The sequence below is a fragment of the Pseudomonas sp. P4_C3 genome (genome assembly GCF_056402075.1).
This window is the reverse complement of the sequence record NZ_JBFUIC010000010.1, coordinates 13,357-40,171: the sequence shown is the minus strand read 5'-3', so window position 1 is coordinate 40,171 and position 26,815 is coordinate 13,357. Positions and strand designations below refer to the sequence as shown.

20 protein-coding genes and 2 pseudogenes are annotated in these 26,815 nt (G+C 62.0%); all 22 read right to left on the bottom strand.

Annotated elements, in window-relative coordinates; translation table 11 throughout:
• Nucleotides 1–115: 115 nt before the first annotated feature.
• Nucleotides 116–1,453 (bottom strand): acetylornithine deacetylase, encoded by a 1,338-nt coding sequence (locus AC1DVH_RS04115; protein ID WP_477752737.1) that lies wholly within the window; start codon nucleotides 1,451–1,453, stop codon nucleotides 116–118.
• Nucleotides 1,454–1,463: 10 nt separating this feature from the next.
• The gene (locus tag AC1DVH_RS04110) at nucleotides 1,464–2,489 is read right to left on the bottom strand and encodes an FAD-binding oxidoreductase (protein ID WP_477752736.1); all 1,026 of its coding nucleotides are present in this window, start codon (nucleotides 2,487–2,489) and stop codon (nucleotides 1,464–1,466) included.
• 195 nt (nucleotides 2,490–2,684) lie between these two features.
• Nucleotides 2,685–4,088 carry an amidase gene (locus AC1DVH_RS04105; RefSeq protein WP_477752735.1) on the bottom strand — a complete coding sequence of 468 codons (1,404 nt, stop codon included), beginning with the start codon at nucleotides 4,086–4,088 and terminating at the stop codon, nucleotides 2,685–2,687.
• Entirely contained in the window at nucleotides 4,085–4,948 is an 864-nt protein-coding gene (locus AC1DVH_RS04100; RefSeq protein ID WP_477752734.1) for an alpha/beta fold hydrolase, read from the bottom strand. Before AC1DVH_RS04100 ends, AC1DVH_RS04105 begins: the two co-directional genes overlap by 4 nt.
• A 55-nt stretch (nucleotides 4,949–5,003) precedes the next feature.
• The gene (locus tag AC1DVH_RS04095; RefSeq protein WP_477752733.1) at nucleotides 5,004–6,341 is read right to left on the bottom strand and encodes an aromatic ring-hydroxylating dioxygenase subunit alpha; all 1,338 of its coding nucleotides are present in this window, start codon (nucleotides 6,339–6,341) and stop codon (nucleotides 5,004–5,006) included.
• Between the two features lie 170 nt (nucleotides 6,342–6,511).
• Complete coding sequence (locus AC1DVH_RS04090) at nucleotides 6,512–7,513, bottom strand: AraC family transcriptional regulator (protein ID WP_477752732.1); 1,002 nt, start codon at nucleotides 7,511–7,513, stop codon at nucleotides 6,512–6,514.
• A gap of 255 nt (nucleotides 7,514–7,768) precedes the next feature.
• Nucleotides 7,769–8,320 carry a cupin domain-containing protein gene (locus tag AC1DVH_RS04085; RefSeq protein WP_477752731.1) on the bottom strand — a complete coding sequence of 184 codons (552 nt, stop codon included), beginning with the start codon at nucleotides 8,318–8,320 and terminating at the stop codon, nucleotides 7,769–7,771.
• 62 nt (nucleotides 8,321–8,382) lie between these two features.
• Nucleotides 8,383–9,489, bottom strand: coding sequence for an alcohol dehydrogenase catalytic domain-containing protein (locus AC1DVH_RS04080; RefSeq protein ID WP_477752730.1), 1,107 nt, complete (start codon nucleotides 9,487–9,489; stop codon nucleotides 8,383–8,385).
• Between the two features lie 150 nt (nucleotides 9,490–9,639).
• On the bottom strand, nucleotides 9,640–10,908 hold the full coding sequence (locus tag AC1DVH_RS04075) for a DUF1329 domain-containing protein (protein ID WP_477752729.1): 1,269 nt from the start codon (nucleotides 10,906–10,908) through the stop codon (nucleotides 9,640–9,642).
• Between the two features lie 20 nt (nucleotides 10,909–10,928).
• Nucleotides 10,929–12,536 (bottom strand): DUF1302 family protein, encoded by a 1,608-nt coding sequence (locus AC1DVH_RS04070; protein WP_477752728.1) that lies wholly within the window; start codon nucleotides 12,534–12,536, stop codon nucleotides 10,929–10,931.
• 65 nt (nucleotides 12,537–12,601) lie between these two features.
• On the bottom strand, nucleotides 12,602–14,974 hold the full coding sequence (locus tag AC1DVH_RS04065; protein WP_477752727.1) for an efflux RND transporter permease subunit: 2,373 nt from the start codon (nucleotides 14,972–14,974) through the stop codon (nucleotides 12,602–12,604).
• Between the two features lie 35 nt (nucleotides 14,975–15,009).
• The gene (locus tag AC1DVH_RS04060) at nucleotides 15,010–16,059 is read right to left on the bottom strand and encodes a WD40/YVTN/BNR-like repeat-containing protein (protein WP_477752726.1); all 1,050 of its coding nucleotides are present in this window, start codon (nucleotides 16,057–16,059) and stop codon (nucleotides 15,010–15,012) included.
• Between the two features lie 195 nt (nucleotides 16,060–16,254).
• Nucleotides 16,255–16,773: pseudogene (locus tag AC1DVH_RS04055) on the bottom strand (methyl-accepting chemotaxis protein); the annotation flags it as partial.
• Nucleotides 16,774–16,944: 171 nt separating this feature from the next.
• A pseudogene (locus tag AC1DVH_RS04050) lies at nucleotides 16,945–17,247 on the bottom strand (HAMP domain-containing protein); the annotation flags it as partial.
• Nucleotides 17,248–18,328: 1,081 nt separating this feature from the next.
• Nucleotides 18,329–19,348, bottom strand: a complete 1,020-nt coding sequence (gene dmpG, locus AC1DVH_RS04045; protein ID WP_477752725.1) for a 4-hydroxy-2-oxovalerate aldolase — start codon at nucleotides 19,346–19,348, stop codon at nucleotides 18,329–18,331.
• Between the two features lie 10 nt (nucleotides 19,349–19,358).
• A complete protein-coding gene (locus AC1DVH_RS04040; protein WP_477752724.1) occupies nucleotides 19,359–20,294 on the bottom strand; it encodes an acetaldehyde dehydrogenase (acetylating) in 936 nt (311 codons plus the stop codon).
• A gap of 12 nt (nucleotides 20,295–20,306) precedes the next feature.
• On the bottom strand, nucleotides 20,307–21,095 hold the full coding sequence (mhpD, locus tag AC1DVH_RS04035) for a 2-keto-4-pentenoate hydratase (RefSeq protein WP_477752723.1): 789 nt from the start codon (nucleotides 21,093–21,095) through the stop codon (nucleotides 20,307–20,309).
• 118 nt (nucleotides 21,096–21,213) lie between these two features.
• The gene (locus AC1DVH_RS04030) at nucleotides 21,214–22,083 is read right to left on the bottom strand and encodes an alpha/beta fold hydrolase (RefSeq protein WP_477752722.1); all 870 of its coding nucleotides are present in this window, start codon (nucleotides 22,081–22,083) and stop codon (nucleotides 21,214–21,216) included.
• 43 nt (nucleotides 22,084–22,126) lie between these two features.
• Entirely contained in the window at nucleotides 22,127–23,071 is a 945-nt protein-coding gene (gene mhpB / locus AC1DVH_RS04025; protein WP_477752721.1) for a 3-carboxyethylcatechol 2,3-dioxygenase, read from the bottom strand.
• Between the two features lie 382 nt (nucleotides 23,072–23,453).
• Nucleotides 23,454–24,653, bottom strand: a complete 1,200-nt coding sequence (locus AC1DVH_RS04020) for a 3-hydroxybenzoate 6-monooxygenase (RefSeq protein WP_477752720.1) — start codon at nucleotides 24,651–24,653, stop codon at nucleotides 23,454–23,456.
• A gap of 65 nt (nucleotides 24,654–24,718) precedes the next feature.
• On the bottom strand, nucleotides 24,719–25,357 hold the full coding sequence (gene maiA / locus AC1DVH_RS04015; RefSeq protein WP_477752719.1) for a maleylacetoacetate isomerase: 639 nt from the start codon (nucleotides 25,355–25,357) through the stop codon (nucleotides 24,719–24,721).
• Between the two features lie 21 nt (nucleotides 25,358–25,378).
• Entirely contained in the window at nucleotides 25,379–26,746 is a 1,368-nt protein-coding gene (locus tag AC1DVH_RS04010; protein WP_477752718.1) for an MFS transporter, read from the bottom strand.
• Nucleotides 26,747–26,815 lie beyond the last annotated feature (69 nt).

The following is a 26,815-nucleotide window of genomic DNA, read 5'->3' as shown; positions in this document are numbered from 1 at the left end:
CAGCTCTACGAGAGTCCAGGAACGCCCATCAAGAACCGACGTTTTTGTGGGGGGGGGAAAGTAGGGGGAACCCATTTCATGGCCAAAATTACCATCAAAGAACTCAAGTCGCTGACTACAGGCCCAACTCGCTACGAGGCCGGGTCAGGGTGTCGATCAGTGCGTACATGATTTTTTTGGCGCACGGCAGCAGATCCGGGATGTAGGTCGCGCCCATGCCCCCAAGCCCTTCGGCGACCGGCAGCGGTGCACCTTCGGCCGGCCATGGCCAGCCGATGCGCGCAGTGGGGATGCCGAGGCGACGCAGCGCGGCACCGTCGGTCTGCCCACCGAGCAGGTCGGCCTCGCCATGCGCGCGCCCCTCGATATGCTCCCAGCCACGCCGGGCGGACTGCACGATCCAGTTCTGTGCATCGGTGCTACCGCCGGCCACCGAGCCGTACATCTCCCAGTCGAGGACCAGTTCCGGGCGTCGCGTCTGCAGATCGCGGACGAACCCGGCGAACTGTGCCTTGACCTCGGCGGGGCTGGTGCGCGGGTTGATCCGCACGTCGAAGAAGATCTCGGTAACCGCCGATGGAAAGGCCGGGCGTTCCGGATTGCCACCGCGCACCCCGGCGATCCAGCCGTGCGGCTTGATCTGACCGGATGTGTTGCGCTCGGCATACTCAATGATCCACTGCTCGAGATCCTGGATCACCGTCGCCGCCGGCACCACCGAACTACGGAAGCCCGGCGTGCCACGGGGAACGCCGGCATAGCCGAGGGTTCCGTACACGCGCAGCTTGAACCAGCCCATGCCAGGTTCCTCGTGATAGACCCAGTTCCACGGCTTCATCACGATGGCGAAGTCAGGCGCGCCGCCACGGTTGATCAGGTGTGTCACGCCATTGGACATACCGGCATGCTGGCGGGCCGAAACATCCACCGGCATGCCGCCATCGGCCAGGCCGACCAGCAGGTCGCCAACCAGCGGTACTTCGGCCTCGATCAACGCAGTGGCCACCTCGGTGAGGGTCGCGATCATGCCCTTGGGATTGGAAGCGCCAAGGCCGAAAACCCAGTCGTCGATCTGCTGCGCCGATGGCTGCATGTCCGCTTCGTCGGCGGGACCGGTGAGGATCTTCTCGGCTTCGTCCAGCTCCAGGTGGGTATCGATTGGTGAATACAAGAGCACGCTGGCGCCGCCGCCGCTGCCGCGCAGTTCGGCCAACACATTGCCACTGGTGAAACTCATTGGCTGGTAACGTGCGGCCATGCCAATGCTTTCGAGGTAGCCCTTCATGTGCTCGCTGGCTGCACGGGCCGCACCGGTAGGGCTATGGATGTTGGTGATGTTGTACAACAGGTTCTGCAGACGCTTGGGGTCGATCTTGGCGCAGGCCTGTTCGTACCACCTCATTTGCTCGGCGGAGAAGTTGACGGCCGTGGTGGATTGCAGGGTGGATTGCATGGCGGGTTCCTTAGTGGCTGGCCACGAACTGTTCGGCGAAGATGTTCGCGGGATCGGCGCCCAGCTCGATCAGCCGCGCTGTAGCGGCATCGATCATCGGCTGCGGGCCGCAGAGGTAAGCGACCGTGTCGGCACTGACATCGCCCTCGCGCAGCGCGCTGACCGGGCTGCCGTGGTGCAGGCCGTCACGCGGCTCGCGATCGACACAGATCCGCGCCTCAAGGCTTGGCAGCCATTGCTGGCGCAGTTCAATGTCGTCGAGACAGAACAGCGCGTCCGGGACCGCGCAACCGAAGCTGAGCAGCATCGGTGGCTTGCGTCCGCTGCCTTGGCGCAAGGCATCGATCATCGACAGAATCGGCGCCAGGCCGGTGCCACCGGCGACGAAAATATGCGGCGCGCGGCGTTTTTCCTCGCGCAGAAAAAACGCGCCATAAGGGCCGCTCAGCGTCAGCACGTCCTCAGTCGTAGCCTTCTCTTCCAGGTAACCGGACATGGCGCCGCCTGGTAACAGGCGAACYAGGAACTCCAGCTTGGGCAACTGCGCCGCGGTGCTCGAGGGTGAGTAGCTGCGCACCACGCCATAACCGGGCACTTCAATCTGCATGAACTGGCCGGGTCGGAACTCCAGCCAGTCGCCATCGGCCAGTTCCAGAGTCAGGCGCATCACGTTGCTGGCGATACGCTCGACAGCATTGACGAAGACGTGCACTTGCTGCGCCGTGCTGGAGCCGACTTCGCTGCTGTAAGCGACATCGAAAGTGCAGTCGGACTGCGCCTGGCAGAGGCACAGCAGGCGCTGTCCGGCGCTGTACTCGCTGGCCAGCAGCGTCGAGCTGGCGCCCGGGCGAGTGCACGCATCGCCGTCGGCAAGCTGGGCAATGCAGCTTGAACAGCTGCCGGAGCGGCATTGATAGAGCAGTGGAATTTGCGCCTCGAGAGCGGCATCGAGAATGCTGGTTTGCGCGGCGACGCTGAAGCTACGGCTGACGCCATCGGAGAAATTGACAGTGACTTGGTGCTGTTTATCGTTCATCAGAGTTCGGCTCCCTGGCAGGCATCGGGCTACGGCCGCAAGCGGCCGGATTATTGACATGGGCCGATCATAAAAAGCCTTGGTGGGTGTCGGCGCTCCCTTGGGCTAYGGTCTTATCCCGACAGCGCAAAATCCTGCGGGCAACACACGCAAAAAAAAACCCGTGCCAAGTGGCACGGGCAAACCAAGGAGTCATCAGAGACCGGCAGGACGTCGCCGGTGCCAGTCGGTAACCTTTTGCACAGCCATGCCCGCGCGGCACAACACGGCCTCGCCGCCCCGACCGGCAATAAACTGGCAGCCGATCGGCAGGCCATCGGCGGTGAAGCCGCAAGGCAGGCTGATACAGGGGTGACCGCTGACGTTAAACGGTGCCGTGAACTGGATCAGCCGGCGATTGGCCTCCGGGTCCTGAGCCAGGCTGGCCAGCTGTTCGTGGGTCGGCGCAGCGTAGGGCTGTACCGGGGCGAGCAGCAGGTCGACGTCGTTCAGCACGTAGTCCAGCTCTCCGCTGAAACGCTGCGCGTCGAGCAGTACGCGCTGGTAATCCATGCCACTGAGCGCTCGCCCACCGTCAATCAGGCGGCTCAGCGCCGGACCGTATTCCGTTGCACGTTGCGGGTAAGTGGCGGCATGGGCAACAGCAGTCTGCACGCCGCAGTGAGCCTCCCAGTTGCCGCTCACCACACGGGTGTCCGGCATACACACGCGCTGCAGCGTGCCACCGCTGTCACGGACAATCGCCATGATCCGTTCCAGTGCCTGCTGAATCACCGAGTCGACACCATCACTCAACCAGGCCTCGTCAATGCCGACGCGCAGGCCGCGGAACGAATCCTCGACGCTGGGCACCTCCAGGCAAACGCTGGGCAACGAGGTGGGGTCCTTGGGGTCGTGGCCGGCGATGGTCGACAGCAGGAACAAGGCATCGCGTGCGCTGCGGGTGATGGGGCCGATGTGGTCAAGGCTGGCGGCCAGCTCGAAGCAACCATGACGGCTGACCCGGCCCCAGGTCGGTTTGAGCCCCGTCAGGCCGTTGGCTGCGCAGGGGAAACGAATGGAGCCACCGGTGTCGCTGCCAATCGAGGCATAACACAGACCCGCGGCGGTGGCCACGCCGCTGCCACTGGAAGAAGCGCCGGCCCAATGGCCCGGATGCCAGGGATTGATCGGCGTGGGCAGGTCCGGGTGGTGGATGGCGAAGGCACCCTCGGTCATCTGCAGCTTGCCAAGCAGCACACTCCCCGCCTCGCGCAAGCGGGTGACGACGGTGGCATCTTCCTGCGGAATGAATGCCTGGTGAATCGGCATGCCCGCTGCCGTGGGCACGCCGGCCGTGTGCAGCAAGTCCTTCACCGCCAGCGGGATGCCATGCAGCGGGCTACGGCATTCGCCGCACGACAGTTCGCGTTCTGCCTCGCGTGCCTGGTCGAGCGCCAGCTCCGGAGTGACCCTGGCAAAGGCCTGCAACGTCCCGTCGAGCCGTTCGATTCGCGCTAACTGCGCCTCGGTGACTTCCACCGGAGAGAGCTTTCCGGTGCGAATCAACAGTGACAGTTCGTGCAGCTCAAGATAGTGCAGATCGCTACTGCCGATCATCGGTAGCCTCCAAGGAAATTCAGTGCCAACGCGTTGAATTCGGCTGGCTGTTCGCTCTGCAAGTGGTGGGCGGCGTTGCCCATCACGTGCAGGCGAGCATCGGCAAACTGGTTGACCATCAACATCGGCACATCGATGCCGCCAAACCAGTCATGCAGCCCCCAGAGGATCAAGGTCGGTGCCTGCACGCGAGCAAACAGCGGCATCAGGTCTTCCGGTTCACCGAAGGCGCCAGGTTGCTCGAACAGCGCACGCAAGCCTGGATTGCAACTCGCTGTATAGCGCAGGCGCAGGTTCTCCTCGTCGATAGCAGCGTCGTCGTGCAGCTCGTAGCGCTGGATCAGCGTGCGCATCTTGTCCTGACTTGGCCCGCCATTGGTGAAGAAGTAATCGCTCATCAGCGTCGCGGCATGCTTGCTGGACAGCGCCAGCGGTTGCATCACACCGCGCGCTACCGGCTGCGAGCCGATCAGCACCAGGCGTGCGACCCGCTCAGGATGATCGGCCGCCAGGCGGATCGCCACGCAGCCACCGAACGACTGATTGACCAGGTGTGCCTGAGTGATGCCCAAGGCATCCATGAAGCCCAGCAGCGTGCGCGCATGCCAGCTGAAAACCGGGCCGTCGACTGCCACCATGTCCGAGCCACCGAACTGCGCAAAGTCGAGAAAATAACAGCGGTGACGCATCGCGAATGGCGTGGCGCTGAGGCGGAAATTGCTCCAGGCGGTACTGCCCGGACCTCCGCCATGGGTAAAGATCACCGGCAGGCTGTCGTCCGGTCCATCGACCTGACGGTAGTGCAGACGCACGCCGTCGACGGTGACCCAGCGGCTGGTGGAAGCGAATTCATTGTCCATCGAAAATTCCCTCGCCTGAGGCTGTCCGGCAGCAGGCGCCGGACAGCTGAGCACATCACTCTTCGGCAATCTGCCGGACCTTGTAGCCCGGGCGGTGACCGTCGGCGGTTTCCTTGAAGATCAGACTGGTGTCCTTCACAGCGCCCTTCACACCACGTCCCGGCTTGGCGATACCGCGGTTCCAGCGCGAGGCCAGCTTGCGCCAGGTGATCGGTGAAATGTCGGTGGCCACCAACTGCTCGTCGTCCCAGCCGGTACCGTCGGCATAGAAGTTCTGCATCGCTTCGCGGGCATAGATGTCGCAGTCATTGAAGCCGTGCAGGCACAACGGCTTGTACACATGGTCAAAGCGGTACTGGTGCTTCTGGCGCTCTTCAGGGGTGTCGCACACGCGCACGATGATTTCCCAGTACTCGTGGGTGTCATCGGTAATCGGCACGTACCATTCGTATTGGGTCATGTGCTCGCCGGGCCAGTTTTCCACCATCAAGACACCGGGCAGCACCACCGAAGTGCGGTACGGGCGACCATTGAGCCCGTCCACCTTGAGACCCAGTTCCTGGTTTTCCAGCACCGGTGCCCACTTGTCGGTGAACAGCCATTGCATCATGCCTTTCGGACCGTTCTCGTCCTCGATCACTTCAATGCAGTCATCGCTGGTCGGCAGCAGGCCGAGCGGGAGCACCCAGTCCATGGCGTGGACGATGGTGTTGTCTTTGTGCACCAGAATGTGAGCGTTGTCGAAGCCGTTTTCGCAGGCGATCCGCCAGTTGCCGAAACCGGTGCGGTGCATGCCGAGCGCCACCGCATTGTCATCGAGCACGCTCGGCGAAGCCGGCCACATAGGATGCGGGAACTGTTCACTGCGCTCCGGGAAACGGAATGGCAGGTCGTCGGCCAGCGGTGGTACGTCCTCATCGGGAAAGCTGTCTTCGCGGACGAAGACGAAGATCATGCCGTTGACCTCATGCACCGGGTAGGTGGTGATACCGGTGGTGCCAATCAGCTTGTCGTCCGGGTTGGCGACGATGGTCACCAGTTTGCCGCTTTCGAGGTCGAAGGTGAAACCGTGATACCAGCAAGAGATGGTGCTCTTGCTAAAGCAGGTCGGCTTCTCCGACAGGCGCACACCACGGTGCAGACACTGGTCCTTGAGGGCATAAACCTGACCGTTGACCCGGCGCAAAACGATCGGGATGCCGCAGATCTGGATGCCCTCGACCTGGTCTTCAGCCAGCTCGTTGCTGAACAGCCCCGGATACCAGTGGTTGACGAAACCCCAGGCAGCATCCTTGTAGGGCTGGTACTGGCTCTGGGTCTTGGCGTTGTTGGCGCGGGCATCGCTGATGCCGGTTTTAACCACGCGACGGCGAATGATGGGTTGCTCGGACATGTGGGGACTCCCAAAAGGCTGACAGGACATTGGCGTCGCACTACGGCACGCTTGACGGTCATCCTAGGAAGTAGAGACGCAGCTGACGCTCCCGAGACTGTGCGGCTTATCCCGCCAGCGCAGAAAATGCGCAGAGAGGTCGGAGGGGCGGACATCCCTGTCCATTGAAATCAGCGGGACAGCGTCTCCGACGGGCTCTCGCCGAAGCGACGCTTGTAGTCGGTAGTGAAATGGCCGAGATGACTGAAACCCCAGCGGAAAGCCACGGTGGTCACGGTGACGGAACCAGGGCTCTGGCGCTGCAGCTCCTCGTGGACGTGGCGCAGGCGTACCTCCTTGAGGTAGAGCATCGGCGAGGTATTGCGGTAACGGCGAAAGCCGGTGAACAGAGAACGGCTGCTGACCCCGACATGCTCGGCCATCTCGACGATCGAGATCGGCTCATGGGCGTGATCTTCGATGAAGCGCTCCACACGCTTGACGAACGACGGGGTGACGGAGGTTCGCGGGTCACTGCACAGCTCAGCGCTGTAGGTGTGCGGCTGGCACGTCAGTAGCGTGTCGACCAGGATATTTTCGAACTGCGCGGTGAGCAGCGCCGGCATGTCCTCATCGACCGACAGGCTGTCGTACAGCCAGCCGACCATGCGCATCCAGCGCCGCCCCTCGGCGGTGTCCAGCGGCATCGCCGGTTGAAACTCGATGGTATTGCGTAACGTGCGGCCCAGGTGCTTCTGACAATGCCGTTCAAGCAAACTGCGCTCGACGCGAATGATCAGCTTCTCGGTACCGGGACAATGATGAATCTTGAACGGTGCATGGGTATTGAGGACCGACCCGAGCTGCGGTGTGGAATGCACCCGTTGATTGGCGTACTCAATCATTTCCTGACCACGGATAGGCATCTGAATAAGCGCAAAGGAATCGAGGACACCCGGTTCGATGGTGATATCACCGCCGTAGCTCATGCGACCGATACCGATGCCCCCCAATCGGCGATAGTAGATGCTGGTATTGACCGCCCCCTTGCTACTCATACTGCGCAGGCGGTTCGCGCAGAAAATACGCTCCCCCCATTGAGTGGCTTCTTCGATATCCTGAGTGCGACATACTTCGAATCGGGACAGGACTGTTTCGGGCGGCGTTGTTGCCGCAAAAACCAGATTTTCCATTGCTTTTACCCTCCGCCCAATGCTGTGGGCAGACAACTTTTCTACTGCAAGACAAACACGCTTAATTGTTTTTTTTCGGCTAATCTCGGGCGTGCAATGTGGTGTACTCCAACTGGATCGCATCGCGCTTTCGCAAGGCCAGCTCGACGTTATGAAAAGGCAAGAAGCATGCCCTGAAAGCCGTACTATCCACTCTTTCTGACGAACGCCACAAAAGCGTCTGAAACTCGGTGTTTTGCGGTGCTTTACGCCCGTTCAGACCGGGTTTGGCGACCGCGTAGCCCCCACCAGAACGAACAACAGGCGGGCTGGAGTGTTACCGGGGTTACGCCAGGCATGGCGAGTACCCACCTGCACCACGATATCGCCCTGGCGCAACCGGTGGGTGCACCCGTTATCGAGCTCCAGGTCGACTTCACCTTCGAGCACTACGCCGTAGTCGATAGTGTCGGTGCAATGGAAACCCGGATGGTCCGCTTCGAAGCGTTCACCGAGCCCCGGTAGCCGGGCACAGAGCTCCTGCCCGGCTGCGACTGGATCGAAGTCGGCCATACCGACAAGGTTGTCGGGTGCAAAGGTGACCAGCAGCGCGCTGGTCCCCCCAGGTCCCGGGACGACCGATACCACCTGCTGCGTCGGGTCGACTGCGCGGTCGACGATGCGCGCCTGCGGTTCGGTCTGCCATATCAGTGCGGCAGAAAAGCCGGGGGAATGGGTGAAGGATTCGGCGCCGACGAGCGGGCCGTTGCTGATGATGACTGAGCTGCCGGAACTGTCACGGCCGGTCACGATGCGCATTGTTGTCATTGTCTGAACGCTTCCGAATAGGTGTGAGGCCCACGCCGGTCTTCGCGGCGCGGGCAGGATATTCAAGCGTGAACGATATGGAAGTTGGTGAAGCCATTGGCCTGGGTCTGGATATCGTCGAGCGCTTCGTTGAGCTGTTCGAGCGGATAGCGGCGCTCCTCCAGCAACGACAGGTCGACACTGCCGGCTTCGATCATGCGGGCCATTTCGTCACCTTCGGCGGTGGTGAACCACAACGAGCCGATGTACTGCAACTGAGCGCACATGAACGGGTGCGGATCAATYGGGATGGGACCTGCGACGCCGCCGATCTGGATAATCCGGCCACCCCGTGCGACGGCTTGCATGGCATTCACCGACAGCGCCGCCGGTGCCTTGGCGCCCAAGGTATCGAGCATCACATCGACGCCCCCGGGAACCAGCTCACGCACGTGTTCCTGGAGGTCGCCGGCACCGATGCATACCGTGACGATACGCTCGGGCGACAATTGCTTGAGCCTGGCCAGAGCCCCCTCGTCACGCGCCGCGACCACGATGCGTGCCGCGCCGAACGCCAGTGCGAGCAGTGTCGCACCGACCCCGAGCGTACCGGAGGCGCCGAGAATCAGGATGCTCTGCCCCGGCCGCAGTGCTGACTTGCGGATCGCCGAATAGGCCGTGCCAAGGTAGCCCAGGCGAGTCGCCTGGGCGAAGCTCAGCTTCTGTGGCAGACGCACCAGACTGGTCGACGGCGCAGTCATGTACTGGCTATAGCCGGCATGGGGATAGTGCTTGAAGATCGCCTGCGAGCCGGGGCCGAAACCGAAATAGCCCAGGAAGGTATAAGCGTCGCAGCGCGGCGCCTCACCCTGCCGGCAGTAACGACACTCGCCACAGCCGACGCCAGGATTGACGTAGACGCGGTCACCGGGCTTGAACGCCGAGACCTTCGCGCCTACCGCGGCAACGGTTCCGGCGCTGTCCAGACCGAAGACCGCCGGCAGCGTCGGCAGTGGCAGGAAGGGATACCACTCGGGGAAATGGGTGGTGACGTTCTTCAGATTGGGGATCACCCCGCTCGCCTCGACTTTGACTAGCACGTCGTGTTCACCGGGTATCGGCAGGGGGACTTCGTCAAAGGTGAAACGACCGCCAATCTCGTGCAGGCGCGCGGCTCTCATCATCGACATGGTTAAGGCTCCTCTGGTCGTGACGCCCCGCATGGCGGGTGCATCCGACCGTTTGATCTGTGTGGGCTGGAGTGGCTGTTACATACAGGGTGCGGTGTAGAGGAATCCGCAGCAGTGCCCGACCGCATGACGGCCAGGCGCGCAGGCGGACTAGCGACCCGCCTTCTGCAGGGCCTGCAGAGAGAAGTCATTGGACTTGGCGTCGAAGTTGGTCTTCCAGGTCTTCGTGTCGATCAAGGACAGCGTGGCGTGATTGCGCTGGAAGTCGATCACGGCGCTGCCGGTGGTGCGCATGTCGCCGTCGGCCGCGTTGTAGGCGGTGTGCCACTCCATGAACTTCCAGAACTCGCCCTTGCGGTTGTAGGCCTCGGCGAAATGGACGCGTGGGTATTTGGTTTCCATGTACAGCACTTTCTTGCTGTACGGGTGGGTCGACGGCGTGATGGCCTCGACCACATAAACCTCACGCGGCTCGTACAGGTCGTTGTTCATGTTCCAGTACGGCGGCTGGTTTTCCAGCACCGCATATTTTTCCTGGGCAGACGTGCCCTGGGTGTTCCACAAGTCGACCTTGCCGTTCGCGGCCGCCAGCACCCAGCGCTTGCCCAGCAGTTTGTATTGCGAATACCAGCAAGGCCGGGCGTTGAAGCCCTCCAGGTCATCTTGCAATTGGTCGGAAGCGCCGACCGGATCCATCCAGGCCCCGCCGGACAGGCGACGTACCCGGCGTACCGCGGGGATATAGGCCCACACGTCGTTGACCTTCGCGTCGTCGTACATGACGGTGTAAGTACCGAGCCCTTTCATATCGGACGGCGACTTGAAGTACAGCAACTGCCGACCGCGCTCGCTACCATCGCCTTCCACCGAACTCCCCCCGGTCAGGCGACCTTTCATGGTGTACCGGGAAAACTCGGCGACCGGCTCAGCATGAATGCCGCGCCCGCCGTCGATCAGCAGCTGGGTGAAGTTCTGCACCTGGGACACGTYACCGATGAGCTGGCCGAGGTGGAAGTTCCAGACAATTTTTTCTGCCGCCTGAGGGTCCTTCTCATCGATGTTCGGGAAGGGAGCGCCGGCGCCCCAGCCATCGATCCGGCAGGCTTCCTTGTTGATCGAGGTCTTGCCGGCGTTGGCCGCTGTCGCCGCGACCCAGCGAGGATCGAGCGCAACGTTCTTCGACTTGGCCAGCGGCAATTTCCAGCCGCTGTTGCGGATGCGCCACTCCATCTTCTCAGTGAGCAGACTGGCGATGGTGTGCCCTTCGAATGTTTCGTTCTTGATCTGGTCGAGGTTGGCGGCGGAAATCACTGTGCCGGCCGGCAGCTCCGCAGCGCCGGCGAGGCACGACAGGCTGCTGGCAACGGCGATGAGGCTCAGGGCCAGGGACTGGCGCAGGGTAGAACGGGATACGGTCATGACAAAATCTCCGGTGTGGCTCAGAAGAGGTAGGTCAGGCTGGTGTACAGCTGATCGCGGTTGTGGAAGTAACCGAACATGGTGGTGCTGTCACAGCTCGCGGCGTTCGGCGCGCTGCACTTGTCACTGTTGCGCGACGCGTCGTCCCAGAAGGCGTCGTACTCGACTTTCCAGCGCCATTTGCTGGTCAGCTCGAATGTCACCGACGGCACGGCGAAGCCGCCGCCGTTGCTCAGGTCAGCGCCCAGCACCAGATTGGGGTGGATGCGGCCGCTGCCGTAGCTGAGGTCGAAGATGGTGGTGGCGAGGACCGAGTGCTCCTTGACCTTGCCGCCCCAGCCGACGCTGTAGAGCAGCTGATCGTCCTTGTCGAAGTTCTGTACCCATTTGTCGAACAGCTGCACCGAGAAGAACATTGGCTTTTCCGTGCCCAGCAGGGTCTGGGTGGCAGCGATGTTCTTGTCCATGCGCAGCATCATTGCAACCACGTCCTTGCGGGTGAAACCATCGAAGCCGGGCGCAACGATCTGGCTGATCAGCGTTGGCGTGGAGAGTTCGATCTGGTAAGGCGCGTCCTTGATGTAGGCCACCTCGGTGCTGAGCACCGCGTCGGCCAGCTCTGAGTAGCGGCTGGCGCTGAATCCGAAGATATCGACGATCGGATAGATCACTTCGCCGGCGACGCCACGCGTCTGGTCGGTGCCACGGGTGACCGCGCCGGACGGCGTGTTCGGCTGGCCGATGATGGCGAGGTTGTTCGACGCATTGAGGATCGGCGAGTTGTAGAAGGTCTTCAGGTACGACAACGAGTAGTTGGTGTCGCCAGCCATACCGCTCCAGCGCAAGCCACCGGTGAAATCGCGGTAGTCGCCCTCGTCGTTTTCAAAGTTGTACGGGTCAATGTTGCGAAAATCGACACCGGCATAGGGTTGGCTTGACCAGCGTCCGCCATAGATGTCGATCTCGGTGCCGATGTCCTCTTTGCGATCCAGGCCAGGGCGGACGAAGACTTCCAGGCCACCGTCCAGCTCGGGCACATCGACATTCATCTTGATGATGTTGTTGGTCTTGCGCAGCTCCTCGTTGGCCGGCTCGAGGAAGCTGCGCCAGGTGTAGTCGAAGCCATGTACCAGATCGTTGGCGGCGAAGAAATCGGTTTCGCCCCAGGCGATCTGCTGCTTGCCGATACGGAACGAGGTGCGCTCGCCGACCGGGAAGTCGACGTACAGCTCACGAATCTCCTGCTTGTTGTAGAGATCCATGATGTCGCCTTGGCCATCGGCGTGGTGGTAGCTGTTCGCGCCCATGTCCTCCAGATGTTCGAGGAAGCCGGTCTTGACCTCACGCGAGGCACGCAGCTTGGCAACGACCGAGACATTGTCGGCGGCCTGCCAATCCAGATTGAGCCGCGCGGTGCTGCGCGCCATCGACAGCTTGCCCTTGTCGTTGTAGTTCGGTGTGTCCTGCCAATTCTTGGCGTTCCACGACAGTTCTTCGCGCAGATAACCGTCGTATTTGAAGCTGTCCTCAGCCAGCAGTGGCATGGCCAGCGTACTCAGCGTGATCGCTAAAGCCAGTTTGTCGATCGGTGCGCGCATGCGTGCGCCCGGGTTACGGTGTTTGCTCATGATGTCTCCCCAAGAGATGGTGGCAGCGAGGAACCGTTGGTTGTTGTTGTTTTGGGAATCTCGTCTCAGCTCAGCTGACACGCCGAAGCGGGTGCAGCGACCGATGCCTGTGACCGCTCGCCAAAGATGAAGCGCGGGCGGCACACATAGATCAGCGATGGCATGACGAATAACGCGCAGAACGCCGAAGCACTCAGCCAGATGGCCATGAGCAGGCCCATTTCCGCCTGGAAGCGCAGCGACGACATCCACCACAGCAGGGTGCTGAGAATCAGCACGCTGGCGGTGACGATCACACCCATACCGGCCGAATGCAGGGCTCTGCGGACCGCCTCCTCGGCGCTGGCGCCAGCGGCGACTTCTTCCTTGACCCGGTCGGCGATGTAGAACGCGTAGTCCACACCCAGACCAATGCCAAGCGCGGCTACCGGCACGGTGTTGATGTTCATGCCGATGCCCTTCCAGGTCATGAAGGCGAAGGTCAGCATGTTGGAAATGATCACCGGGACCATGAACAGCATGCCGGCCACGCTGGAGCGGTAGACCAGGGTGCAGAGAACGGCGAGTACCAGCAGGGCAAGGGCGATGGCCTCGATCTGGCTGGACAGGATGATTTCGTTAATCGCCGCCATCACGCCGACCAGGCCGCCCGCAAGTTGCCAGTGACCTTCACTGAGCGGATGGCTGGCGATGAACTCCTTGATCCGCTCCACGGCGGTCCGGATGGTCTCGCCCTGACGATCGCGGAACATCAGTGTCACTGAGCCGTTGGCGTACTGGTCATCGGCAAATCGCGAGGTGTCGCCCGGCTCGGAAATCGAGTCGAGCATGGCCATCAGGCTGCCGTTGACGCCCTCGCTGTCGGCCAGTTCGAGGTAACGTGGATTGCCTTCGCGCAGGCTGCTGTTGACCAGCGGCAGCACGTCGGCGATCGAGACCGAGCCGCCGATCTCCGGTTGCGCTTCCATGAAGCGCTGGAAGCTGTTCATCGCCTTCAGCACTTCGTTGCGCTTGACCAGACCGGCATGGCCGTCCTCGCCGAGCACCACGAACATCCGGTCGACCCCATCGAAGCGGGCGTTGATCGCAGCAGAGTCGAGGTTGTATGGCGAGTTCGGCCAGAGGATCGGCGAACCGGGATTGGCGTCGCCGATCTTCAGGTTCAGCGAGTACAGACCGRCACTGAGCACCACCAGCAGGCTGCCACCGAGCACCCAGTAACGGGCTTTCGACAGGCTGACCCAAACGCTCAGGTCGAGCACCTTGCGCAATACCGGCAAGCAGTTGATCGGGTGCGCAGTGCCGTGCGGCTTGCGGATGAACGACAGCAGTATCGGGGTAAGGATCACCGCGCTAATGGTCAGCGTCGACACCCAGACCACCGACAGCACAGTGAGTTTCTGCAGCATCGGAATCGGACTGAGTGCGACCACCGCCATACATGCAGCATCGGCAATCACCCCGAGCATGCCCGGGCGGAACAGATCCGCCAGAGCGACCCGCGCGGCGATGCGAGAGATATCGGCACCGGGCGCCAGCAGCTCGATTTCGTCGTCGAAACGGTTGACGATCTGCACCGAGTGCGACACTGCCCGTGAGGTGATCAGCATCGCCACGACAATGACCAGCGGCTCGAAGTTGATGCCCAGCAGACGACAGATGCCCAGCGCCCACAGCGCACTGACCGCGCCGGCGAGCAACGGCAGACTGACTCCGCGCCAGGTACGCAGGAGAACGAAGAGCAGGATCAGGGTCAGCGTCAGGGCACCGATCACCAATTGCAGGGTTTGCGGCAAGTAATGGCCAACCCATCCGTAAAGGATCGGGTCGCCGGCCACACGGATTTTCACGCTGCCATCGTCGACCTTGGCGATCAGGCCACGGATTTCGCTGAACACCTTGGCGTAGTCGACCTGTTGGTCGATAAAGTCGACGGTGATCAGGGTCGCCTGCAGGTCCTTGGACACATACGGGCCATACACCAGCGGGTTGCGTAGTACCGCCTGCTTCAGCTCGGCCATCGCCTCGGCGTTGACCGGCAGGTCCGGCCACATCAGCGGGCGACTCTCGATGCCAGCGGTGGAGGCACGTACCTCTTTGAGTTTCTTCGAGGCCAGAGAGGTGATCTGGTAAGGATTGACCGCGGAGACTTCGCGCAGGCCAAGGGTGACATTGCGCACCTTATCGAGCACGTCGGTGCGGAAGATGTCGCCCTGCCCGACCTCAAACATGATGGTGACCATGTTCGAGCCGCCGAACGTGTCCTTGAATTTTTCGTGGGTCTGCACGTATTCATGACGCGATGGCAGCATGTCCTCGAATACCGTGCGGACTTCGATGTGCAGGGCGAACCAGCCCAGCGTCAGGGTCAGTGCGAGCAGCACGCCAGCCACCCAGGCGCGTCGGCGGATACAGAATTGGGCAATATGTTCGATCATGCTGTTGTCTCGGATGAAGTGGGCCATGGCAGGGATCAGGGTTTCAGAGGCGACCAGCGCCGGTCGTTCCAGCGACCAAGGTCGGCGCCGGCCAGCCAGAGATCGTTGCCGACGGCCAGGGCACGGGTGTGCCAGGACAGGTTGCGGTCATCCAGAACGCCGACCTTCCAGCTGTCGGCCTCGCCGCTGCCGCTCACCCAGCGCCCCAGCGAGCCGGTGGCGAACCAGCGAGCCTGGGTCGGGTTCCACAGCACGTCGAACAGGTGATCGCGTATGCCCAGGTTGATGTTCTGCCACTGCCGGCCAGCATCGCTGGTCACCAGCAGCGCACCTTCCAGGCCGACCGCCACACCGTTCTGTGCATCGCGAAACTGCACCGACATCAGCGAGCCGGGCAGCGGCGCTTCGATTGCTTCCCAGTGCTGACCGAGGTCATCGCTGCGCAGGATGCGGCCGAATTCACCAACCACCACCAGCTGACCGCCATCGAGGATGGCCACATCGTTCCAGGCCACGTCTTCTTCTTCGCGCAGGCGCTGCCAGCTCTGGCCATAGTCATGGCTGATCAGCAACGCACCCATCTCGCCGGTGGCGATGGCCAGGCCGCCCGCAGCGATACGCACGCGGTTGAGCTTGTTGGCGACCTGCGAGCGCGGCACATTGGCCGCCGCTTGCCAGAAATGACCGCCGTCCAGGCTGAACAGCACAACGCCGTCGTTACCGACCGCCACGGCATGGCTGCCGTCCCATGCGGCGATGTCCTGCAGGGTGAGTTCGGTCGGCGTAGTCAGGCGGCGTAACTGGCCGTTCGCAGCGAAAGCGAGGATCTTGCCATTCGAGCCGCTGGCCCAGACTTCACCGCCCGGGGTCAGGGCCAGACCGTAGAAATGGTCCCGTCGTTCGAGCAGCGGCGGCGTCACCGTGGCGCCCACCGGTTGCGGTTTGATGAACAGACCGGCCCACAGCAGGCCGCCGATGATCGCCCACGGAAGCGCCGCCATCAGGGCACGCAGGGCGCGTTGACCGAGGGTCGCAGGCGACACCGGCAAGGCCGTGGTTTGATCGATTTTTATAAGTTTTGACATGGGTCGATTCCGCCGGGTTAGCGTCGTCTATGGCTGACGACTGAGGCAGTTCGACTCTAAAGTCATGGCCGAACAGGGGACTATCCCGGCACTGCCTGACTTGTCCCTTGGGCGCCAATTAATGTCGAAGCGGGCATTTTTCGGAGTGACGGGCGCGCCGCGAACCCTGACCGGTCCGCCGCACGCTACCGGTGCTTACAGTCGAAAGCGGCTGACCAAACCGTTCAGGCGACCCGCCAGGGTCTGCAGGTGGTGACTGCGCTGGTGAACCTGGCCAGCACTCTGTGAAGCGCTTTGCGCGGAACTGGCGATGGTCACCAGGCTTTTCGACAGCTGTTCACTGGTGGTGGCCTGCTGCTCGGTAGCCGTGGCAATCTGCCGGCTCATGTCGCGCACCTGGCCAATCATTTCGGTGATGCGCTGCAGTGCCATGCCGGCCTCACGCGCGTTGGCGACATTCGCCTGAGAGGTGTCGCGGCTCTTCTGGACCATCGCCACCACACTGCGCGTGCTGTCCTGGATCATGCCGATGCTCTTGCCGACTTCCTCGGTCGAGCTGTGCGTGCGCCGCGCCAGGGCGCGCACTTCGTCGGCAACGACGGCGAAACCACGGCCCTGCTCGCCGGCCCGCGCCGACTCGATCGCCGCGTTGAGTGCCAGCAGGTTGGTTTGCTCGGCTATATCACGGATCACCGCCACCACTACGCCAATGGCCTGGCTGGCTTGGTCCAGTTGTCCGGTCAGCTGGGATATCTGTCCGAGCAGCTGCGCATCCTCGACGATGGCGCTGCTTAACCGGGCCACCGTGGCCTGCCCCTGCGCCACCGCCAGATCCCCCTCCTGGGTGGCCTGTGCAGCCTGAACGGCATTGGCGGCCACCTCCTCGACGGTCATGGCCATCTGCTGCATAGCGGTGGCCAGCTGACCGATCTCATCTCGCTGGGTATCGACCACGACGCCGGTGGACTGGCTTTCCTGCTGCAGGCTGGTGGAGGTCTGTTGCAGGGACTCGCTGTTGCCTTTGATCTCTCCCACCAAGTCGGCCATGGTGCCAAGGAAGCCGTTGAGTGCATGGGCCAGGGTTGCCAGCTCGTCGCGCCCCTTGACCGGTAGGCGCGACCGCAGGTCCGCCTCGCCCGAGGCCAGCTGCGCAATGGCCTGCACCACCACATTCAGCGGTCGCGCCATGGCTTGGCCAAGCAACAGGATCAGACCACCGACCAGCAGCACGGCGACGCTGCCGAGAATGAGCATCTTGATCGCGAGGGTCTTGACGCCACCGAGCACCGCCGCGCTGGGCAGGGCAACGCCGAACGACCAGGGTGTAGCGGTATTGCCGATGACGACCGGCACCGCGAGCATGAAGACTTCTTCGCGCATCGCCGGTGAGACGAAGCGCAGGGACAGGGACTTGCCGTTACGCACCGCATCGATCATCGACTGCAAGTGGTCGCCCAGAAAATCCGCCTCGGTATCGGCTTCACGGCGACCCACACGCGTCGGATCAGGATGAGCGACCAGCGTCGTATCATGGGCAGTCAGCGCCGCCAGACCTACATCCAAAGGGCGCAGTTGGCCGACTCGCCGCTGCAGTTGATCGGCATCCAGGCCCAGGCCCAGTGTGCCGACAAGCTGCCCGTTCACGCGCACCGGCACTTGCACGAGGATCACCGGTCGCGATGCAGAAAGGCCAGGTAGCGCACGCGGCGGCGCGACACTTTCGCGCTCGCCCCCCATAGTTCCCAGCGCCTCGCGCACCGCCTCACGTGATGCGCCCGGGGCCGGCTGCAGGCCCTGCTCGCCGCGTAGCCAATACAGCGTGTCGCCGGTTTGCGCAGGCAACCACCAGGCGGCGCTTGCCTGCGGGCTGTTCTGCAACAGCGATTCGAGCAACTGATCAGCGATGCGGCTGTCCACCAGCTTGCCGTCGACTATTTCCCGCGACAGCAGGTCAGCACTGGTCCGCACGCCTTGCAGCGCGCTGTCAAACCAGGCGGCAATCTCGGCGGCTTGTTGATGGACGATGGCGTCCACCGCAACTTCCGCCAGTGCCTCGGTAGAGGTGCGACTCGACTGGTAGACCAACAGTATTGTCGCCAGATAGATCAACAGCGTCAGTGGCAGGATGGTGAACAGTAGTTTGTTCTTCAGGGATAGGTTGGCCAGCATGACGAACTCCTGTAGAGGGCGGCCAGGCCGAGAGTCCCTGGCCAGCACACTTGCGATGCCCCCGGCGAGCGACTGCCCGCCGGGGGAGCCAGTACCCGGATCAGGACCTGGTGGTGGCCAGCAAGTCCAGCGCCACATCGACGATCATGTCTTCCTGACCGCCAACCATGCGCCGCTTGCCCAGCTCGACGAGGATGTCGAGGGTCTTGAGGCCGTACTTGGCGGCGGCGATTTCGGCGTGGCGCAGGAAGCTCGAATAGACCCCGGCATAGCCCAGCGCCAGGGTTTCGCGATCGACCCGCACCGGCCGGTCCTGCAGCGGACGGACAATGTCATCCGCCGCGTCCATTAACGTGTAGAGATCGGTGCCGTGATTCCAGCCGAGGCGCTCGGCAGCGGCGATGAACACCTCCAGCGGCGCGTTGCCGGCCCCGGCGCCCATCCCGGCGAGGCTGGCATCGATGCGGTCACAGCCCTCCTCCACCGCCGTGATCGAGTTGGCCACACCGAGGCTCAGGTTGTGGTGGGCATGCATGCCGGTTTCGGTTTCCGGCTTGAGCACCGCCTTGAACGCGCGGAAGCGCTCGCGCACGTCCTGCATGTTCATCGCCCCGCCGGAGTCGGCCATGTACACGCAGGTCGCGCCGTAGCTCTCCATCAGTTTGGCCTGCTGCGCGAGGTGCTCCGGCGCGATCATGTGGCTCATCATCAGGAAACCGACGGTGTCCATGCCTAGCTCGCGGGCGTATTCGATGTGCTGTTTCGACACATCCGCTTCAGTGCAATGGGTGGCGATGCGCACCACCCGGGCACCGGCGTCGTAGGCCGCCTTGAGGTCATGCACCGTACCGATGCCGGGCAACAACAGGGTGGTGATTTTGGCGTGGCTGATCACATCGGCGGCCGCTTCAATCCACTCCAGATCGGTATGGGCGGCGAAGCCGTAGTTGAAGCTCGAACCTTGCAGGCCGTCGCCGTGGGCGACTTCGATCGCGTCGACCCTGGCCTTGTCCAAGGCGCGCGCTATGTCCTGCACGTTCTGGATCGAATACTGATGGCGTACGGCGTGGCTGCCGTCGCGCAGGGTGACGTCGGAGATGTAGAGTTTTTTGCCGTTCATGAAATTCTCCTCAGGCCTGTTGCATCGACTGCGCCATGCGCTCGGCGGTGGCCAAGGCTGCGGAGGTCATGATGTCGAGGTTGCCGGCATAGGCTGGCAGGTAATGGGCGGCGCCTTCGACTTCGAGGAACACCGAGGTCTTGAGGCCGGAGAATTTGCCCAGGCCAGGGATGTTCAGTGGTGCGTCTTCAGGAATCACGTCGAACTGGACTTTCTGCTTCAAACGATAGCCCGGCACATAGGCCTGCACCGCAGCCGCCATCTCGACGATGGAGGCTTCGACCCTGGCTTGGTCGACCGCTTCGGACAACACAAACACCGTGTCGCGCATCATCAACGGCGGCTCGGCCGGGTTCATCACGATGATCGCCTTGCCCTTGGCTGCACCGCCGATCACTTCGATAGCCTTGGAGGTGGTTTCGGTGAATTCGTCGATGTTGGCGCGAGTGCCGGGACCGGCGGATTTGCTGGCGATCGAGGCGACGATTTCGGCGTAATGCACCTTGGCCACCCGCGATACCGCCGCGACCATCGGGATGGTCGCCTGACCGCCGCAGGTGACCATGTTGACGTTGAGCTGGTCGAGGTTCTGTTCCAGGTTGACCACCGGCACACAGTACGGGCCGATGGCCGCCGGGGTCAGGTCGATCAGGCGAATCCCCGGCTTGACCGAACGCAAGAAGGCGTCGTTCTTCACGTGGGCGCCGGCCGAGGTCGCATCGAAGACGAAATCGATGTCCTTGAACACGTCCATGCGAGTCAGGCCTTCGACGCCTTCGTGGGTGGTGGCCACGCCCATGCGCTGAGCGCGGGCCAGGCCGTCGGAGGCTGGATCGATACCGACCATCACCGCCATGTCCAGGTAACGGGCATTGCGCAGAATCTTGATCATCAGGTCGGTGCCGATGTTGCCCGAGCCGATGATGGCGACTTTGAGTTTTTTCATGGGTAGTGCCTCTTATGCAAAGTCGACAGCAACGCGACCGATACCGTCGATAACGGTTTCGAACCGATCACCGGCCGCGACCGTGACCATCGGCCCGAGCGCGCCGGTCAGGATGATGTCGCCGGCCTTGAGCGGCTCACCGAGCCGCGCCATGGTGCGGGCCAGCCAGACGGCCGCATTGAGTGGATGACCGAGGCATTCGGCGCCGCTGCCGCTGGAGACCTCTTCGCCATTGCGGGTCATGTGCATGCTGGCCTGGCGCAGGTCGAGCCCATCGATACGTCGGGCAGGGCCACCCAATACAAAGCAGCCACTGGAGGCGTTGTCAGCCACGGTATCGACGAAACGGATGTTCCAGCCTTGAACACGACTGCCGACGATTTCCAGCGCCGGCAATACGAATCCGGTGGCCGCCAGGACCTCAGCGAAAGTGGTGTCGACGCTTGGCAGGTCGCGCTCCAGGATCAGCGCGATTTCGGCTTCAATCTTCGGTTGCAGCACGCTGGCCAATGGCACCACCTGGTTGTCGCCGTAACACATGTCGGCGAACAAGGTGCCGAAGTCCGGCTGATCCACACCCAATTGACATTGCACCTTGGGATTGGTCAGGCCGATCTTGCGACCGACCACGCGCCGACCGTTGGCGACGCCATGGGCGACGTTGAGCCGCTGAATGGCATAAGCGGCCTCGGCGTTGTCTTCGCCAATCTGTTCACGCAGCGGTTCGATCGCTTCACCGCGGGCCTGGGCCTGGCGCAAGGCGCTGGCCAGTTGATCCAGAGTTTGTTGGGTAACACTCATAACTCACCTCAGAGATTGCGCGCCGTTCAAGCCCCGCCCGATACCCTGCCAAGAGGGTATCGAGCATCCCTGTCGCTGGAGTGGGAGGAACCGAAGTCCGCCAGCGCCAGGTGCCCGATCAGTGGCTCAGGAAATCCAGCACCATGCGGTTGAACTTGTCGGCGTGCTCCCACTGCGCCCAGTGGCCACAGCTGTTGAACACGTGCAGTTCGGAATTGGGGATGCCGGCGATCAGCCGCAGACCGGTGTCCATGGGTACGAAGCGGTCGTTACGGCCCCAGATGACCAGCGTCTGCGCCATGATTTCGCCCAGACGCGGACCGAAATCAGGGAACTGTTTCGGATTGATGGAATGGCTCTCGACGAAATTTTCCAGGTGGTCCCGACGTGACAGCATGTTGTCCAGGCGAGTCTGGAACAGCGCTTCAGTGAGGTCGCTGGTGTCGAAGACAAAGACGTTCATCATCTTCTTCAGGTTCTCGACGGTCGGCTCCCGGTACAGCCCCTGCAGCAACTTGATGCCTTCGGTCGGCATCGGCACGAACGAACTCGCACCACCGGTACCGCCGCCCATCAGCACCAGTTTGCCGACCCGCTGCGGGTTGGCCAGAGCGAAGGCGACAGCGCTGTGACCGCCCATGGAGTTACCGAGAATATGCACTCGCTCAAGGCCCAGTACATCGAGCAGCCCCTCCAGCACGCGGGCATTAAGATCCGAGCGTGAGCCGGTGCAAACGATGGAGTCGCTCTTGCTCCAGCCTGGGCAATCCATGAGGATCACCCGATAGCCGGCCTCGACCAATGGCTCGATGTTGCGGTTGAAGTTGGCCCAGCCGCTGGCGCCCGGACCAGAACCGTGCAGCATCACTACCGTCTCGGCGCCTTGGCCGCAGTCGTTGTAATGGATGTTCAGCTCAAGATCGCCTTCGTTGATACGAGCGAATTTGCTGCTGGACGCTTCGGTCAGGGCTTGGGATGTTTCTCTCATTGGCTAACTCCTTGAGTTCAGAGAATGGCATTACGAAGTCGCTTCAGACCGACGGTTGGGCACTGAGCGAGCCGAAGCCAGCGATCCATTCGGGAATCGGGCGGTAGTAACGGTCGTTTGCCTGATAGGGGCCAAAGGCCGAGAGCGCGGCGAAAGCCGCCACCCAGGTTTTCACTTCGTGAGTGGACTTACCGGCAAGGGCAGACAGCTCGGCATTGCCCAATCCGTCCAGTTCGGCAAGGCGGCCCTCGGCAAGAATGTCGAGGAACTGCTGATCCCATTCCGGATTGAGCGGGTGCAGCGAACTCTGGTCTTCGATGAAGCGTTGAGCCGCGAGGATGACCCGCTGCTGGCGCGCTTCACGCTCATCGGCCGGCAGGTTTCGGCCGCTGCCCATCAGTCGGTCGGCCATGCGGGCATCCACTTTGGCCAGTTCCGGCACCGGCGGCTGATGCGACAGACCGCCAGATGCAAGGAACAGGACCCGTTTATTCAGCGTGCGGGCAAAAGTCCCGATGGCCTCGCCGAGCAGGCGGGCCCGCTGGAAACCCGGAAGCGGGATGGCCACCGAGTTGACGAAGACCGGGATTACCGGGCAACGATCGAGTCCGCCAAGCAGCAGCTCGAGCGGTTGGGCAAAGCCATGATCCACCTGCATGCGATAAGACACCGCAACATCGACGCCAGCCTCCAGCACTGTATTAGCGCAAGCTTCGGCCAGATCCCCGGGAACACTGAGCGGACCGGCAGCGGTGCCGAAGTCGCCGATGGCATGGGCGGCCATGCCAATGCAGAACGATGGCATCACGTCATAGAAAAAGCCGTTGTAGTGATCCGGTGCGAACAGGATCACCAGCTCCGGATCGAACTGCGCGATCCGCTGCCGGGCGTCGGCCACCACGCCATCGACCTCGGCCAGCACCGCCGGAAGCGGATCGACATGACCGACCAGCGGGGTATGCGACAGGCATTGCAGGTAGGCACTCACTTCAGGCCACCGTGCTTACACGAAAGGGTGACTCGGTACGTCGCATCATTCATGAGCGATCAACTCCGTAGCAGACATCAGTAACCAACCTTGATTGGCGCTCTGGTTTCGTCGGTTGGCATCTCACGCAAAAACTTCGTCCGGCAAGGCACGTGGTCGTCGGTGCTCATTTCTAACAGCGGTCCCAATACGTCGCCATCGACATGACCCGATCATAGGAAGCTCTCCCGGCATCGGCGCTCCAATGGGTTACGCCGTTATCCCGACAGCGCAAAAAGCTGCGCCAAAGAACGACTTTTCTTTGGACGAAAAAAATGGACCTCTTTTCAGAGATCCAATTTTTAATGGCCCGCGCTTGCGTTAAGCGAAGTCGATAGGCGTATCAGTGCTTCATGCAGTTATCGAGGCTCCAGCCGTACAGCCATTGTATGGCGTCGTAGAACTGCTCCTGCGCACGTCCGTCCCATAGCTGATTGCGCACCTGACGCTCGACGCCTTTGGCGTGGTAGAGGCGTCCCATCTCCCTGGCCGACCAGAGGATTCGGGCGGTGCGTGGGATACGGATGGTTTCGTACAGACGGAAAGCCGCTTGCAGGTCGAAGTTGCATTGCTTGACGGCCTGCCCCAGTACCACGGCGTCCTCCAGTGCRCTGCAGGCGCCTTGGGCCAGGTATTGGGTCATGGGATGCGCGGCGTCGCCGAGGATGGTCGCGCGACCTTCGCCCCAATTTTCCACCGGCTCACGGTCAGCCGTGGCCCAGCGCCGCCAGGAGGTCGGACGGTCAAGCATTTGCCGTGGGCGCGGGTGAATACCTTCGAAGTAGCTCAACACTTCCTCTTTGCTGCCTTCGGTAACGCCCCACTCTTCCTGTTCCTTGCTGTGGAAGGTGACGACCAGATTGTATTGCTTGCCACCACGCAGCGGGTAATGCACCAGGTGGCAACGCGGGCCTGCCCAGAGCATCGGCGCGTTAACGCGCAAGTCCTCGGGCATGTCATTTTCCTCGACCACCGCGCGGTACACCACGTGCCCGGTCACCYGCGGCGGCTCGCCATGCAGTGCATCGCGAACCACCGAGCGCACACCGTCGCAGCCAATCACGGCATCGGCGCGGTAGGTATTGCCGTGACTGTCGGTCAGCGTTACGCCATCGGCGTCCTGCTCAAGGTTTTTAATGCAGACCGAGGTTTTGAACTGAATCAGCGGGTTGTTTTGCACCACTTCCAGAATCGACAAATGAATGTCGACACGGTGGATTACGCCATAGGGGTTGCCGAAGCGCTTGCGGAACGCTTCACCGACATCGATGCGAGCGACTTCGTGGGCATCGATTGCATCCATCATGATCAGATGATCAGTGAACACCGAGCGACTCCGTGCGGCCTCGCCCGCTCCCAGAGCGTCGAGCGCCGCATAGGCATTCGGGCCAAGCTGGATGCCGGCACCGATCTCGCCGATATGGTCAGCCTGCTCCAGTAGCAGTACCGCAATACCCTGTTGGGTCAATGCCTGGGCAGCGGCGAGGCCACCGATGCCTCCACCGACGACGATAACCGACTGTTTTTTATCTTGTGCAGTCATGATTCTGGTCTCCAAATACGTTGCTGAGCAGGCTGCTTGAATGAGCAGCGAAGCCTGCCGATTGGTTATGCAATGAAGTCGGGCTGCCGTGCAGGTGCGGCAGCCAGAAATGCAGGCAGCTCCAGGCAATGGCGATACACCGCCATCACCCGCGGGTAAGAGGAAAGGTCGCAGCCCATGCGCTCGGCATTGGCCACTTGCGGTATCAGGCAGCAGTCGGCCAGGCCAGGCTCGTCACCCATACAGTAGTCGCCGCTGCCATGGCGGCGCAGCAGCGCTTCGACGGCGCCCAGGCCTTCGGCCACCCAATGTTTGTACCAGGCAGTCTTTTGCTCAGCGGTGACGGCCAATACGTTCTGCAGGTAATTGAGTACCCGTACGTTGTTGACGGGATGGATATCGCAGCCGATCAGGTTGGCGATTTCCAGCACGCGGGCACGCTGCAGGGCATCGGCCGGGATCAGACGTGGGCCGGGGTACTGGCTGTCGAGGTAGTCGATGATGGCCAGGGATTGGGTCAACAGATCGCCATCGGCGTTGAGCACCGGCACACCGCCAATTGGGCTGCGCTCGCGATGTTCGCCACTGTATTGTTGACCGACCCGCAGGTTGATGCCCTGGTAGTCGTAGGGCAGCTCCTTCAACGCAAGCGCGATACGCACCCGGTAGGAGGTGGAGCTGTTGAAGAAACTGTAGAGCTTCATAGTGACAGTACCTATGGCAGATCAATGAACGACGATTGGGGTCTGCTGCAGCGAGCGGCTGTAGCGTAGGCCCATCAGAAATATCGCCACGCTGGCCAGCACGGCGGGCACCATCAGGAGGGTGAAGACGCCGCTAAAGCCCATACCCATGCCTAGCATCCAGCCACCGCCGAGGGTACCGAGAACCGCGCCGATGCGGCCGACACCGTGGGCCCAGCTGACCCCGGTGGCACGCATGGTGGTCGGGTAGAAGCCGGCAGCCAGCGCATTGGCCCCCACTTGCGATCCACTGATGCAAAAGCCCATGCCGAACACCCCGAGAATCAACAGGATGTACTGATCATGGAAGAGACCAATCGCCATCAGGCAGAAAGCACCGGTGATGTAGGCGCAGACCAATACCCGGAATGGGTTGCAGCGATCCATGGCCCCACCCAGGACGATAGCGCCCACGGTGCCGCCGACCTGAAACATGGCGCTGACCAGCGCCGCCTGGCTGRGCTGCAGGCCGGTATCCTTGATCAGGATCGGCAGCCAGCTGGTCATCATGTAAATGATCAGCAGACTCATGGAGAACGAACTCCACAGCAGCAGGGTTCCGATGCGATGGCTACCGCTGAGAATCTGGTGGATCGGCGACTGGCGAGTGTTGGATTCACCGATACCATCGTGAATCTCGTAGCTGAGATTGCTTGCCAGCGGTTGCGCTGAAATGCGTTGCAAAATGGCGCTGATCCGCGTCGCAGGCGCCGAGTGCTGCACCAGGAATCGCACCGACTCAGGCAACAGTACAAACAGAAATGGCAGACACAACAGCGGCAACAGGCCGCCAAGAAACAGCACGCTGCGCCACCCAAACACTGGGACCATCTGGGCGGCTACCACACCCCCGAGCGCCGAGCCCAGGGTGAAACCGCAGAACATGGTGGTGACCATCAACGAGCGACGGCGCTGAGGACAGTACTCGGAGGTCAGGGTGATCGCATTGGGCATGGCACCACCCAATCCGAGACCAGTGAGAAATCGCATCGCGGTCAAGCCAAGGACATCCTGCGATGCACAGGCGGCCAGGCTCCACCCACCGAAGAATAAAACGGAAATCAGCAATATGGTTTTGCGACCGAAACGGTCAGCCAACGGGCCTGCGATGAAAGCCCCCAGCATCAGACCCAGCAATGAAGCGCCGAGTACCGGGTTGAGTTGCGCAGGCGTCAAACCCCACTCCTCGCGCAAGGCCGGGGCGATGAAACCGACGGCGGCAGTGTCCAGACCATCAATGGCCGTTACCAGAAAGCATAAGCCCAGAACCAACCACTGAAAGGGGCTGACCGGCCTGGTGTCGATGAAGTCCTGTACATCCACACTGTTATTTTTATCAGTGGAAGACATGAGCGAATCCTCCGGCCCTGCACATTTTTCGGGCCATGTATTGGCGGTTTGATCCGGGGCCGGCGGCGT

Excerpts from the sequence above, each read along its gene's own strand:
- AC1DVH_RS04115 (WP_477752737.1), bottom strand. The coding sequence starts at position 1,453 with ATGCAATCCACCCTGCAATCCACCACGGCCGTCAACTTCTCCGCCGAG.
- AC1DVH_RS04105 (WP_477752735.1), bottom strand. The coding sequence starts at position 4,088 with ATGATCGGCAGTAGCGATCTGCACTATCTTGAGCTGCACGAACTGTCA.
- AC1DVH_RS04100 (WP_477752734.1), bottom strand. The coding sequence starts at position 4,948 with ATGGACAATGAATTCGCTTCCACCAGCCGCTGGGTCACCGTCGACGGC.
- AC1DVH_RS04095 (WP_477752733.1), bottom strand. The coding sequence starts at position 6,341 with ATGTCCGAGCAACCCATCATTCGCCGTCGCGTGGTTAAAACCGGCATC.
- AC1DVH_RS04090 (WP_477752732.1), bottom strand. The coding sequence starts at position 7,513 with ATGGAAAATCTGGTTTTTGCGGCAACAACGCCGCCCGAAACAGTCCTG.
- AC1DVH_RS04085 (WP_477752731.1), bottom strand. The coding sequence starts at position 8,320 with ATGACAACAATGCGCATCGTGACCGGCCGTGACAGTTCCGGCAGCTCA.
- AC1DVH_RS04070 (WP_477752728.1), bottom strand. The coding sequence starts at position 12,536 with ATGAGCAAACACCGTAACCCGGGCGCACGCATGCGCGCACCGATCGAC.
- AC1DVH_RS04060 (WP_477752726.1), bottom strand. The coding sequence starts at position 16,059 with ATGTCAAAACTTATAAAAATCGATCAAACCACGGCCTTGCCGGTGTCG.
- dmpG (WP_477752725.1), bottom strand. The coding sequence starts at position 19,348 with ATGAACGGCAAAAAACTCTACATCTCCGACGTCACCCTGCGCGACGGC.
- AC1DVH_RS04040 (WP_477752724.1), bottom strand. The coding sequence starts at position 20,294 with ATGAAAAAACTCAAAGTCGCCATCATCGGCTCGGGCAACATCGGCACC.
- mhpD (WP_477752723.1), bottom strand. The coding sequence starts at position 21,095 with ATGAGTGTTACCCAACAAACTCTGGATCAACTGGCCAGCGCCTTGCGC.
- AC1DVH_RS04030 (WP_477752722.1), bottom strand. The coding sequence starts at position 22,083 with ATGAGAGAAACATCCCAAGCCCTGACCGAAGCGTCCAGCAGCAAATTC.
- maiA (WP_477752719.1), bottom strand. The coding sequence starts at position 25,357 with ATGAAGCTCTACAGTTTCTTCAACAGCTCCACCTCCTACCGGGTGCGT.